The sequence below is a fragment of the Candidatus Cloacimonadota bacterium genome (assembly GCA_034661015.1).
In the GTDB taxonomy this organism is placed as follows: domain Bacteria; phylum Cloacimonadota; class Cloacimonadia; order JGIOTU-2; family JGIOTU-2; genus JAYEKN01.
This window is the reverse complement of record JAYEKN010000189.1, coordinates 1-12,732: the sequence shown is the minus strand read 5'-3', so window position 1 is coordinate 12,732 and position 12,732 is coordinate 1. Positions and strand designations below refer to the sequence as shown.

The 12,732-nt window shown below is 37.0% G+C and carries 13 protein-coding genes; all 13 read left to right on the top strand.

Features of this window, described 5'->3' with window-relative positions; genetic code table 11:
- Positions 1–170: 170 nt before the first annotated feature.
- Complete coding sequence (locus tag U9P79_07210) at positions 171–545, top strand: metalloregulator ArsR/SmtB family transcription factor (GenBank protein ID MEA2104410.1); 375 nt, start codon at positions 171–173, stop codon at positions 543–545.
- The gene (locus tag U9P79_07205) at positions 545–1,135 is read left to right on the top strand and encodes a hypothetical protein (GenBank protein MEA2104409.1); all 591 of its coding nucleotides are present in this window, start codon (positions 545–547) and stop codon (positions 1,133–1,135) included. The genes U9P79_07210 and U9P79_07205 overlap by 1 nt, the downstream gene beginning before the upstream one ends.
- Positions 1,136–1,150: 15 nt before the next feature.
- Positions 1,151–1,546: an MTH938/NDUFAF3 family protein gene (locus U9P79_07200; GenBank protein ID MEA2104408.1), complete on the top strand. Its 396-nt coding sequence runs from the start codon at positions 1,151–1,153 to the stop codon at positions 1,544–1,546.
- 16 nt (positions 1,547–1,562) lie between these two features.
- Complete coding sequence (locus tag U9P79_07195) at positions 1,563–2,480, top strand: Ppx/GppA phosphatase family protein (protein MEA2104407.1); 918 nt, start codon at positions 1,563–1,565, stop codon at positions 2,478–2,480.
- Positions 2,481–2,491: 11 nt separating this feature from the next.
- Positions 2,492–3,145 carry a DUF47 family protein gene (locus U9P79_07190; GenBank protein ID MEA2104406.1) on the top strand — a complete coding sequence of 218 codons (654 nt, stop codon included), beginning with the start codon at positions 2,492–2,494 and terminating at the stop codon, positions 3,143–3,145.
- Positions 3,146–3,166: 21 nt separating this feature from the next.
- A complete protein-coding gene (locus U9P79_07185; protein MEA2104405.1) occupies positions 3,167–4,210 on the top strand; it encodes an inorganic phosphate transporter in 1,044 nt (347 codons plus the stop codon).
- Positions 4,211–4,242: 32 nt separating this feature from the next.
- Positions 4,243–5,769 carry a tripartite tricarboxylate transporter substrate-binding protein gene (locus tag U9P79_07180; protein MEA2104404.1) on the top strand — a complete coding sequence of 509 codons (1,527 nt, stop codon included), beginning with the start codon at positions 4,243–4,245 and terminating at the stop codon, positions 5,767–5,769.
- A gap of 119 nt (positions 5,770–5,888) precedes the next feature.
- Positions 5,889–7,376 (top strand): tripartite tricarboxylate transporter permease, encoded by a 1,488-nt coding sequence (locus U9P79_07175; protein MEA2104403.1) that lies wholly within the window; start codon positions 5,889–5,891, stop codon positions 7,374–7,376.
- A gap of 9 nt (positions 7,377–7,385) precedes the next feature.
- On the top strand, positions 7,386–8,630 hold the full coding sequence (locus U9P79_07170) for a porin (GenBank protein ID MEA2104402.1): 1,245 nt from the start codon (positions 7,386–7,388) through the stop codon (positions 8,628–8,630).
- A gap of 14 nt (positions 8,631–8,644) precedes the next feature.
- The gene (locus U9P79_07165) at positions 8,645–9,472 is read left to right on the top strand and encodes a lamin tail domain-containing protein (protein MEA2104401.1); all 828 of its coding nucleotides are present in this window, start codon (positions 8,645–8,647) and stop codon (positions 9,470–9,472) included.
- A gap of 47 nt (positions 9,473–9,519) precedes the next feature.
- Positions 9,520–10,830 carry a lamin tail domain-containing protein gene (locus U9P79_07160; protein MEA2104400.1) on the top strand — a complete coding sequence of 437 codons (1,311 nt, stop codon included), beginning with the start codon at positions 9,520–9,522 and terminating at the stop codon, positions 10,828–10,830.
- A gap of 83 nt (positions 10,831–10,913) precedes the next feature.
- Positions 10,914–11,669 (top strand): SdiA-regulated domain-containing protein, encoded by a 756-nt coding sequence (locus U9P79_07155; GenBank protein ID MEA2104399.1) that lies wholly within the window; start codon positions 10,914–10,916, stop codon positions 11,667–11,669.
- A 61-nt stretch (positions 11,670–11,730) separates the two neighbouring features.
- Positions 11,731–12,603, top strand: a complete 873-nt coding sequence (locus U9P79_07150) for a lysylphosphatidylglycerol synthase transmembrane domain-containing protein (protein MEA2104398.1) — start codon at positions 11,731–11,733, stop codon at positions 12,601–12,603.
- The last annotated feature ends 129 nt before the right edge of the window (positions 12,604–12,732 follow it).

Sequence of the window (12,732 nt, the reverse complement as noted above, 5' to 3'; positions counted from 1 at the left end):
TGGAAAAACTTAAGTCAATTTCAAAAAAACGGAACTTAAGTCAAGATTTTCCTTTACGGACAGGCTCTAATTAAAAAATATTTTGCAATTCAATAAAAATGCATAAATTCCTTGACGCATCATATCACAAGTTTATGAAATGACGCCATTATGATATTAGGAGAAAAATATTGCTTGATGAATTCGTGATCAGGAAACTTTGCAAACTTTTTAACGTACTTTCTAATGAAGTCAGAATCCGTATTATTTATACTTTAATGGAAAAAAAATCCCTGACTGTAACAGAAATATCGGATGAATTGGGAATTCCCCAGAACACACTTTCCGCTCATCTAAAAGTTTTATATGATGGAGCTTATATTGATAAAGACCAGAAATGGCGGAATGTTCATTATTGCATTAGGGAAGAAAAATTGAAAAAAATTCTGGAAGAAGGCACCCAAATTCTTTATGATAAATGGGAAGGTAATTGGGAAAAAATTGCAGAAGCAAAAAAGACAATAAAAAAAGTTAGTAACTCAAAAAAACAATCCGGAGGAAAATAATGGAAAAAATAATCCCACGCTGGGAATGGCGAACATTTGCAAATGACTTTGGTAAAGCGGAAAATAATATCAAAAAATGCAAAGTAACTCGCGTTTTAGAGAGTAATGAAATTTATATAATTTCGGACAACAGCAACGATAATACAAAGATTCGCGATGAAAAAATGGATATTAAAACTCCGCTGCGTATTAACACAGAAAAAAATTTGGAACAATGGACAGTAATGATGAAGGCGGATTTTCCAATTCATATTAATGATCTTGTCCTTGTTTTCAAAGCATTTGGCATGCCTTTGCCATATTTAAAAAAGGATGAATATTCATATCAGGAATATCTTGAAGATATTATCAACGCTAATTCACAACTGCATTCTATTAATGTCTTCAAAAAACGTTTCGGCTACCTCATTGATGGATGTATGGTCGAAATCGCAGAAGTAAAATTTAATGATGTGGCAAAACGAACGGTTGCTGTGGAACAGGCAGACCCGGAATTAGTGCTTAAAACTGTCACAAAATTGGCTCTAAATGGTTTTGAGAATATCAATTATATTAAAGCGATTAAAGACACATTCGGTTATAAATATTAATTTTATTCATCTATTATGTACAAGTCACAGGAAGGACCTATCCAAGAATTTAGTTGGGGTAGAATTATTGTTAACGGAAAAGTGCACTCCCAATCCACCAATGGCGATATCACTGGTGCCGGAAAAGATATTCGGATAGTCGCCGGAAAAGCTAGCGAGTGGAAAGAAAGAAGCGGACACTTGCTCAAAGCGAATATGGTTACAGGTATTTTTGAGGAAAATGTTGAAGTTCTAATAATTGGGAATGGAGTTTACGGTTCTTTGAAATGTCCTGAATCAGTAAAAAAATTTATTAGAGAAAATGGAGTGGGAAAATTAATCATCGAAAATAGTCCGGATGCGTGCAATATATATAATGAATTTTATCGGCGAGGTGAAAAAGTTGCTTTGCTGATTCACGGGACTTGTTAAAATAATTAGGAGAAATATGAAAAAGTATGCAATTTTAGATATTGGAACAAATTCAATAAAATTCTTTCTCAATTCCGTTGAAGATGGAAAAGCAACGAAAATTATTGATACGAATAACATTTCGCGTTTGGGAGAAGGTTTGCAGAAAACCGGAAAAATCTCTGAAGAAGCGATGAAACGCAATATTGATTCTTTAAGCACATTTGTGAAAATTGCTAAAGAAAACGAAGTGGCTGAAATCGCTGCTGTAGGAACTATGTGCCTCCGAACCGCAACAAATTCGAAAGAGTTTGTTGATCGCGTAAAAAATGAACTCGGACTGACGATTGAAATTATAGATGGAGAAGAAGAAGCGAGATTATCTTATCTTGCGGTTCTTTCCACAATTGGTAACACGGACAAAAATGTGGTTGTTTTCGATACCGGCGGTGGAAGTACAGAATTTATTTTTGGTAAAGGCAAAGAATTACTTAATAGAAAAAGCCTAAATATCGGAGCAATTCAACCGACTGAAAAATTTCTAAATTCCAATCCGGTAACTAATGCCGAACTAAAGCAGATGTTGGCATACATAAAAATATTTTTCGAGGAACATGAGTTAGAAAAAAATGCAGATTATCTTATTGGAATCGGTGGAACGGTTACAAGTATGGGTGCGGTGATGCATAAAATGGAAAAGTATGACCCAAACCGGATTCAAGGATCGTCTATGAGCAAGGTAGAGGTCGAAAGACAGCTGAAAATGTATCAGAGCAAAACAATTGAAGAACGCAAAAAAATAATCGGCTTACAACCCAAAAGAGCAGATGTGATTCTGGCTGGAGCCGGAATCGTGAAAAGTATTCTGGAATATTTTTCTTTGAAAAAATTCACTCTGAGCGATAGCGGATTGCGTCACGGGCTATTGTTCGATCGGTTTTTAAAAAGAGGTTAATCGGAGTTATTATGAAAAAAATGTTTATGAATCGGACAAAGCAGTTGGAAGGAGACATTGACGAATATCTCGACAAAGTAACTGTTTCCAGTTTGATTTTTTTGGAAGGAATAAAATCTTATCTCAATCAGGATACCAAGAGATTTGAAACCCAGTATGAAAATATTACAAAGTTGGAATCGGAAGCCGATAATATCAGAAGAAACATAAAGTATAAATTATATACCAATATGCTCATTCCCGAATCTCGCGGTGATGTTCTCGGATTGCTCGAAACAATGGATAATGTTGTGGATACTGCCGAAAAAGCAATTGAACAGTTTTCGATTGAAAAACCTGATATTCCAAAATTTTTACACAAAGATTTTTTGTTATTGGCAGAACTTTCTTCAAAATCAGTAGAAGAAGTTGTAAAAGGTGCAAGATCATTTTTTAAAGAGATAAATCTCGTAAACGATTTTATAAATAAAGTCCATTATTATGAGCATGAAGCTGATAATGTGGAAGAGATACTAAAACGAAATGTATTCAACAGTGAAGAAATTACAAGATTTAGCAAGAAAGTTCACTTGCGATATTTTGCAGAGAAGATTGCTCTTGTGTCCGATGTGGCGGAAGAAGTGGCCGAGAGACTGGCAGTTTATGCCATAAAACGCCAAATATAAGCGGAATCAAGGTGTAAAATTTTGCTAAAAATATTATTCTTTTTATCAAGCGGTTTATTCTTGGGTTGGTCTTTGGGAGCAAACGATGCAGCCAATATTTTTGGAACAGCAGTTGGCACAAAGATGATTCGTTTCAAACTCGCTGCGCTTATTTGCAGTGTTTTCATTATTATTGGAGCAGTTGTTAGTGGTGCGGGTGCTTCTCACACTTTGGGAAAATTGGGAGCAATAAATGAACTCGGTGGTGCATTCATCGTTGCATTGGCAGCTGCGATAACTGTTTTGTGGATGACGAAATCCGGTTTACCGGTTTCCACATCTCAGGCAATTGTGGGAGCAATTATCGGTTGGAACTTTTTTTCTCATAATCCCACAAGTATCAGTTCATTATCCAAAATCGTAGGTACGTGGATTTTTTCACCAATACTCTCTGCCGTTTTCTCATTTATCATTTTCTTTATTGTTAAAGGGGTCGTGGAAAAATCAAAAATTCATTTAATTCGTCTGGATTTTTATACTCGAATCGGGCTTATTATTGTCGGAGCATTTGGCGCTTACAGTTTGGGAGCAAATAACATTGCAAATGTCATGGGCGTTTTCACTTCCTCTTCCCCGTTTCACAATATGAGCGTGGGCTCGTTGTTCCAACTAAGCTCAATTCAGCAACTTTTTCTTCTTGGAGGAATAGCCATTGCAGTAGGAGTTTTTACTTATTCCAAAAAAGTGATGATGACTGTGGGAAAAGGAATATTCAAATTATCACCGATTAGTGCCTTTGTAGCAGTTTCGGCAAGTTCATTAGTTTTATTCGTTTTTGCTTCTCAAGGATTGAAATATTTCCTGATTTCACACGGGCTTCCATCATTTCCGCTTGTACCGGTTTCCAGTTCGCAATCTATTGTCGGGGCAGTTCTCGGCATCAGCATTGCCAAAGGGGGAAGAAATATTAATTGGCGCATGTTAGGAAAAATAAGCAGTGGCTGGGTAATAACTCCGATCGCGGCTGCTATTTTGAGTTATTTCTCTTTGTTCTTTATGCAAAATGTTTTTATGATGAATGTCTAACAAAATGAATGAAAGAAAAAAGTAAGGGCAGTATGAAAAAATATATTTTAATTTTATTTTTAATTCTCAGTTTTAGCAATTTGTTTGCTACTCAAAATCCTAAAATAGAATCCGGTTTTCCCTCAAAACCAATAAAGATAATAGTTTATACTTCTCCGGGTGGATTGATTGATGTAACCACGAGAAAATTTACGGAAATCGCTTCTAAATATTCAGATGCAACTTTCGTAGTAGAAAACAAACCCGGCGCCGGTGGAATCGTTGCTTTGCAAAAAGTCCTCAGCCAACCGGCAAATGGATACACGTTGTTTGCTTGCACAAAATCAAATATATCAAAATTTGTCTCGACCGGTGGAACGTCTTATATTCATGCTCTTGATTGGCTGGCAATGCTTATGGCAGATCCTGAATGTGTGATTACCAACAGGAAAATGGAGATCAGCGATTGGACTGATATAGTGAAGGATGCTCAAAAAAAAAATGGTGAGCAAATCTGGGTTGGACCTGCCACAGGTGGGCTCGATCATGTAACTGCGATAAAAATTTGGGAGCAATTTGATTTTGTTTCCAAATGGATTCCATACAAAAGCGGTGGCAAAGCTCGGGCTGCCCTCCTCGGAAAGCAGGGACACGCTTATGTGGGAAATCCACGCGAGGTGCTGGGAAATCCCGATTTGAAAATTTCTGCAGTTTCTGCCAAAAAACGGCTTGAGCAATTTCCTGATGTCCCCACTTTCATAGAGCTCGGTTCCAATGAACTCTCAAATGAATACATGTGGCGGGGATTCGCCATAAAAAAAGGAGTTCCAGCAGAAATTCTGAACTGGTATGACAAACTTTTTCAGCAAGTAAACAATGATCCGAATTGGAGAACATTTTGGGAGAAAGGCGGAATAGAGGTTGTTTATTACGGACCGGAAAAATTTGGAACAATCGTCAATTCCGATGCAGAATTCTTTCGGCATTATTTGGGAAAAATAGGGATTATAAAAACAGAAAATTATAATATTTTTACAAGACTCGGATCAAGAAAAGGATCTGCCTTTCTCATCGTCATGCTTCTTCTGTTCAATCTGATTGTCGGATATTTTGTGTACAAATCTCCCAAAAGGGAATTACTGAGTAGAATATTAATAATTTCATTTTTCCTTTCGTTGTCGCTCTTGTTTTATATTCTTTCATTTGTTTTCCCAGAAAGTGGCGTTGTTGGTCCATCTGTGGTTCCTCGACTTTGGATTTTCCTTCTAATTCCTTTGAACCTTCTTCTCCTCATAAAAACTGTATCCGATAAAAATATAGCGGAAGAACACAGCGGAGATGTAAATAAAGTTTTGAAATTTATTTTATTTCTCGCTGTTTATCTCGTTGGAATTTATTTTTTCGGATATTATATAAGTTCTTTTGTTTTCGTCTTTATGAGCATGTATATGCTGGGCTACAGAAAATTCATCACCATGCTAATAATTTCATTTTGCTGGATTATTTTTTCATATTTGATATTTTATCGGACGTTATACGTTCCGCTGCCGATTGGAAGATTATTTGAAATTTTATTATAGGTTGATTTTGATTTTGATTTTGAAACTTAAGTCAAGATTGAAAAGACATCTTAACTCAAGTTTCTCTGCCGATTGGAAGATTATTTGAAATTATATTATATATTATTTAAAGGAATTGCATGGAAATATTATCGAATTTAATAGACGGTTTTGGCGTTATCGGTGGTCTCATCCCGATTTTGATAATCATGTTAGGAGTAGTTATGGGAATAATCGCCGGAGCAATGCCCGGCTTATCTCCCTCAATGGGTGTGGCTTTGCTTGTGCCTTTCACTTACACGATGTCGCCAACACTCGCATTGATTTTATTGGTTTCGATCTACATCGCAGCAAACTATGGCGGGTCTATAACCGCAGTAACGATTAATGCTCCCGGCACCCCTGCCTCTGTGGTAACTGCTTTTGACGGTTATCCCCTAACCAAGAAGGGGAAACCCGGTATAGGACTGGGAGTTTCTCTAATTTCTTCCACAGTCGGGGGATTTATCGGCACTCTGATTCTTATTTTCTTTTCGGCTCCTCTCGCAAAAGTAGCTCTGAAATTTCACCCGGCAGAATATTTTGCTTTGGCAATATTCGGTTTAACAACCGTTGCTTCACTCGGCGGAAAAAATTGGATAAAAGCATTTATCGCTGCTATATTTGGGCTTCTGATAAATACGATAGGGATTGATCCTATCTCCGGTGTGAGCAGATTTACATTCGGAATTTCCTATCTTTATGACGGGTTTGCCCTGATCCCAGCCCTCATCGGATTGTTTGCCCTGAGTGAAATTTTCAAACAGCTGGAAGAAGGTGGACATAAGACAAAAACCGAGATGGATTTATCTTCCGAGTGGCCTACGCTTCGAGATTATATAAAATTGAAATTTACGATTATCCGCTCCTCGATTATGGGGACGCTAATTGGAATTTTTCCGGGAGCTGGAGCAACGATTGCCTCTTTCATTTCGTATGATGTAACCAAACGTTTGAGTAAAAATCCGGAAAATTTTGGTAAAGGTGAAGTGAGTGGCGTGGCAGCAGCAGAAGCAGCAAACAGTAGTTCGGTAGGAGGTGCGTTAGTCCCGCTTCTCACTCTCGGTATTCCCGGTAGTGCCACAACTGCTGTTCTTATCGGCGCTTTAATGATCCACGACCTTACCCCCGGACCAAGATTGTTTGTAACTCATCCCGAGATTATTTATGGACTTTTTGCCAGTCTCCTCGTGGCAAATGTAGCCTTGCTCATTTTTGGATTATTTGGGAGTCGGCTTTGGGTAAAAGTTACAAATATTCCCAAGAAAATTTTATTCCCCCTCATATTTGCCGTGTCAATCATCGGCAGTTTTGCGGTTCGAAATTCTTTTTTTGATATTATTTCTTGCCTTGTATTTGGAGTATTTGGCTGGATATTACGGAGAAACAAATATCCGGTAGCTCCCATAATTTTGGGAATGGTGCTTGGCAATATTGCAGAAACAAATTTTAGAAGAGCCGTTATGATGGGCGGTTACGATATATTTTTCACCAGACCAACCAGCCTCATTCTCTTGATATTGGGATTATTGAGCCTCATTTTTGCATTTATAAGAAGTAATAAAAATCTTAAACCAAAACAAAACTAAAGGAGTAACATGAAAAAAACGAACATACTCGTGATTTTTGCAATTGTGATTATCACCTTAACAGCAACACTTTCCGCCGAGGTTTCGGATGGAAAGACCGAATGGGACGACGGAATTCTCTACTGGAAATCCGATGACGGAAAATTCTCTACTCGTATGGACGCCAGAATCTACATTAATGGAGCGTATTTTTTTGATGATACAGAAAACATTCTCAGTAATCAAACAAATTTGCGCAAAGCACGTTTCGCCCTAAAAACAAAACTTTGGGGTGTGTGGCATGCAGAATTTGATCTGGATATTGCCGAAGAACAGCCGGAAGTTGAAGATATGTTCATCGCTTACACCGGATTCAAAAATAGTCATATTAAATTCGGTAACTTCAAAATGCCCTTGAGCCTGAATGAACTCACCTCCTCCAGATTTCTTACCTTTTGCGAAAGATCTTATACTGCTAATGCTTTTGAAACTGATCGTCATTGCGGACTCGAATATTCCAAGTGGGGAAAATATGGTAAATTCAATCTCAACTTGCGTAGTGCAGTTTTCGGGCAAGATCTGGAAGTAGAAGCAGAAAAAGATTATGAAAAAGAAGTAGATGAAACAGGTGGTGGTTACGCTACTCGGCTTGTTTCCGGCATAGACCTGACAAATGATTTATTTCTGCATACGGGCATTTCTTCTGCAATTCAATATCCTGACGATGGGAAAGATATGATGGATTTCAAAACCGAACCGGAAACCAAAATTGGTGATATAGAATTTTTGGATACCGGAGATATTTATGATGTAAATTATTGTACAAAAATTGGACTCGAAGGTGCCTTGCAATTCAATAACATCTGCTTCCAAAGTGAATACATTCTCGCAGATGTAATAAGATTAAAGAATTTGAAAGACGCTTCATTCTCCGGCGGATACGCATTTGTCAGTTGGATACTAACCGGAGAAAAAAGAAACTGGTCCGTAAAAGATGGAGAATTCGGGCAGATCATTCCCAAAAATCTTAAAACAGGAGCTTGGGAAGTTGCAGCTCGTTACAGCTATCTCGACCTTTCTGACGAAGATGCAGACATTCTGGGTGGAATCGCTAACAACTATACTTTTGCGCTCAATTGGTATGCAAATCCCAACATCAAATTCCAGTTTGATTATACAATAGTTGACAACTCAAAGAACGCTAACTCAGATGGTGATTATGATGGTGATTATGATTTTAACTATATCCAGTTTATGGCTGTAGTCGCATTTTAAGTGAAAGGAGAATGATGAAAGCTTTAATTATTTCTGCAATTCTAAGTCTGCTCCTCTTATTGGTAATTGGTTGTAGCACTGATGAAACCTCACCTAACCTTCCTCCTGAAATTTCCGGAGTAACTGTATTTCCGGATTCTATAAGTTCTGCCGATACCGTGAAAATATCCGCCGAAGTTACGGATGAAGATGGAAATATTGATACTGTAGAATTGTATTGTTATGGAGAGGAAATCACAAATTTCACAAGTCCTATGATTCTCGAAGGTAACAATGTTTACGCTGTAGAAATTGGTCCTTTTGCAGATAGCGTTACCGTTAATTTTGAAATCAGAGCAACTGATAATGATGGTGAAATGTCCACTCTTAGTTCATCTTTTACAGTTGGAAGCGCTCCTCCGCAGATGCAAGATTTGTATATCAACGAAATTTTGGCAAGTAACGATAATGTAAATCATGACGAGTACGGCGAATATGATGATTGGTTTGAGATCTACAATAACTCAGATTCACCTGTTGATATAGCCGGATATTTTACCTCTGACAATATGGGCGAACCTCAAAAATATCAATTCCCCACAGGTTCTGCCACAACTATTATTCCCGCAGGTGGATTTATTCTAATCTGGTGTGATGATGATCCCCAAGGTGATCCGCTGCACACCAATTTTAAACTCAGCTCAGGTGGCGAAGAGCTGATCATTTCTAATAGTATCGGAGAAGAGATTGACTCTTACGTTTTTGGACAACAAACTACCGATATTTCTGAAGGAAGATTACCGGATGGTTCGGAAAATTGGGATTTCTTTTCGACCCCAACTCCAGCCGCCAGCAATCAATAATACACATAAAAATTATGGTTAAATAATTAACCGAAAAGGAGAAAAAAATGAAAGTTACAAAATTGATTATTGTCATTTTATTAGGCTTACTTTTTATTGTAGGTTGCAGTAACGATGACGATGATAATGAATTTCCGGAAATTAAGAATGTAACACTATTGCCGGAAGAACCAGTTGGTGGTGAAATTGTCAGAATTGAAGCAGAAATTACTGACGAAGATGGTACCTTAGAAATCGTGCGACTCGAATATGATGTGGATGGCGGAGAAGTTACACTCGTTAATATGGATCATGATGCAGGTTCTACAATCTATTTTGTGGATATAGGACCTTTTGCAGATAGCGTAACTGTGAATTTTGCCATTGAAGCTATTGATAACGATGATGATGCAACTGTCTATGATGGTTCATTTACAATCACAGCATCTCCCACTATTATCGAACTCTACATCAACGAGTATATGGCGAGTAATGATTATGGACCTGTAGACGAAAACGGAGAACACGATGATTGGATAGAAATCTATAATGCTGGAGCTGATCCTGTGGACATCGGTGGAATGTTTGTAACTGATGATTTGACTGACTTGGCATGCTCAATGATTCCTGAAGGATTTTCCGACCTTACAACCATCGAACCCGGCGGATATCTTATTCTTTGGGCAGACAAAGAAGAAGAACAAGGACCTCTACACCTTTCGGATGTAAAACTTTCCAGCGGTGGAGAACAAATTGGTCTTACGGATCGAGATAGTACAACCGTTCTAGACTCTTTGACTTATGGAGAGCAAACCACAGATGTTTCTTGTGGACGACTTCCAGACGGATCTGCAAATTGGGACTATTTTGGTGCAGGACATGAAACTATGTTTACGCCCGGAGCTGCAAACGGAACCGGTGAAATCCCCATTTTCCTATTCTATATCAATGAATTTATGGCAAGTAATGATACCACCATTGCCGATAGTGCCGGTGATTATGATGACTGGATTGAAATTTATAATGCTGGAAATATCTGCGGAGACATTGGTGGCTATTATCTTACCGATGATTTGGGAGAACTTAATCAATCACAAATTCCAGACTCCCTTTCTGATATTACCACAATTCCACCTCTTGGTTTCTTACTTCTTTGGGCAGATAAAGAAGAAGAACAGGGTCCGCTTCATCTTGCAGACACGAAACTTTCCGGTGATGGTGAACAGATAGGTCTAACTGCTCCGGATGGGACAACAATCATTGATTCGTTAACTTTTGGTGAACAAACAACAGATGTTTCCTATGGAAGACTTCCCGATGGTACCGATGTATGGCAATTCTTCAACAATCCCACTCCGGGCACATCTAACCAACCTTAATAAATAGAATCGTCAATTAACATTTATTGCAGCAAGAGCTGAAATATGTTCTTGCTGCTCTTTTTTTATTAAAAGATTTTTAGATGATAGAGAAAATATTTTTTCTAATTACTGTGATAACAATTCTCTTACTGCCTGGCTGTAGTTTAGAAGAAACTGCAAACAATTCAAATACAAGTTTACTAAAGATCATCGAAGAATACGAGCTTGACGTGCCCGAACCTTCGGGTCTTACCTATGATTCCCACTCAAATACACTCTGGACAGTTAGCGATCGGCCTGACAATAAGGTTTATCAGATTGATTTTCAAGGAAATATTTTAACAATATTAAATTATCAGGGTGAAGATTTGGAAGGAATTGAATACGATGCTAACGATTCAACCTTGTGGATAATTGAAGAGGGTGAGAGAAAATTAGTGCATATTGATTTGAATGGAAATTTTCTAACTTCTTACAATATCCAAATAGAAGGTTTGGATAATAACGGTTTGGAAGCAAATTGCATTGATGATGAGCACAATTTCTATTTATTGAATGAAAAAAATCCCGGACTTTTTATTGAGCTTAATTCCGATTTTTCTATTAAATCGGAAATTGAACTCACAAATTGCGAAGATTATTCGGGTATGTGTTTTGATAAAACAAGAGAAGGCTTTTGGATTGTAAGTGACCAAAGCAGGAAACTATTCTTCTATTCAATAGAGCATGAGATAGGTGTGGATTATAATCTTCCATTTGATAAGGCGGAAGGTGTAGTCTATATTTCTGAGGAGAGTAGATTTTATATTGTAAGCGATTCTGAACAAAAATTATATGTTTGTGAAATTAATGAGTGAAATGTAAAAGGACTTTTGGTTACAAACAATTTTAAAATATTATTATAGCCTATCAATAAAAATGAAAAATAAAAAGAAAACATATTTTCAAGTTTTAATTTCAATATTCTTTTTAATTTTTCTGTTTTATTTTGTAAAACCGAGAAAAATAATTGATGCTTTGCAATATGCGGAAGTTTTCTGGATATTATTAGCTATATTATTACTTCCGGTGAATATGTGTTTTCAATTTTTCCGTTGGAAAATTTTGGTAAAAAATTGTAATCCGAATATCACCAATGCCGAGATATTGAAATCTATTTTCTATAGTTATTCTTACAGTATTTTCACCCCAGCCCGATTAGGAGATATTGGAAAAGCCTTTCATATTTCACACGATAGCAAAAGGGAAGTTGTGGCACTTGCTGTTTTGGAAAAAGTATTCGCGTTTTCATCTATTCTCATATTTGGTTTTGTTTCTCTCGCAATCTACAAAAATATCTGGTTTATTTTCGGATTTTTTCTTGTTATAACACTTTTATTATTTTCTAAAAATATAATTCGCAAAACTTCTTTTCTCTCAAAACATTTTTCTAACCCCCAATATCTTCCAATTATGAGTTTGTTAGGAGTCTCAGTATCATTCGTTTTTGTGTATATTCTCCAATTTTATTTGTTATTGCATGCATTTCAATTGGTGATTTTTTCTCATGCCTTTTTTAGGATAAGTCTTGTGGTCTTCTTAAATTCTGTACCAATCACCATGAGTGGATTGGGAGTGCGAGAAATTTTATCTATTTATTTTTTCAAATCACTCGGGATTTCGGCAGCACAGGCTGCGAGTGCTTCCTTATTAATTTTTTCCATAAATATTCTTATCCCAACTTTTATCGGATTTATTCTTCATTTTTTGCCTCACAAAAAAGTCGGAAAAAACTCGCAGAAAAAATCATAAATCAAAAATCGTTGATCGGTGTTCGAAGTTCGATATAAAAAAAATGAATAATGAATGTCGATTAACGAACGAGGATTTTAGAAGTAGAAAAGTATGGAAAACTCGCAGAAAAAATCATAAATCAAAAAT

Coding starts and splice junctions, on each gene's coding strand:
- U9P79_07205 (MEA2104409.1), top strand. CDS start 545: ATGGAAAAAATAATCCCACGCTGGGAATGGCGAACATTTGCAAATGAC.
- U9P79_07200 (MEA2104408.1), top strand. CDS start 1,151: ATGTACAAGTCACAGGAAGGACCTATCCAAGAATTTAGTTGGGGTAGA.
- U9P79_07195 (MEA2104407.1), top strand. CDS start 1,563: ATGAAAAAGTATGCAATTTTAGATATTGGAACAAATTCAATAAAATTC.
- U9P79_07190 (MEA2104406.1), top strand. CDS start 2,492: ATGAAAAAAATGTTTATGAATCGGACAAAGCAGTTGGAAGGAGACATT.
- U9P79_07180 (MEA2104404.1), top strand. CDS start 4,243: ATGAAAAAATATATTTTAATTTTATTTTTAATTCTCAGTTTTAGCAAT.
- U9P79_07175 (MEA2104403.1), top strand. CDS start 5,889: ATGGAAATATTATCGAATTTAATAGACGGTTTTGGCGTTATCGGTGGT.
- U9P79_07170 (MEA2104402.1), top strand. CDS start 7,386: ATGAAAAAAACGAACATACTCGTGATTTTTGCAATTGTGATTATCACC.
- U9P79_07165 (MEA2104401.1), top strand. CDS start 8,645: ATGAAAGCTTTAATTATTTCTGCAATTCTAAGTCTGCTCCTCTTATTG.
- U9P79_07160 (MEA2104400.1), top strand. CDS start 9,520: ATGAAAGTTACAAAATTGATTATTGTCATTTTATTAGGCTTACTTTTT.
- U9P79_07155 (MEA2104399.1), top strand. CDS start 10,914: ATGATAGAGAAAATATTTTTTCTAATTACTGTGATAACAATTCTCTTA.
- U9P79_07150 (MEA2104398.1), top strand. CDS start 11,731: ATGAAAAATAAAAAGAAAACATATTTTCAAGTTTTAATTTCAATATTC.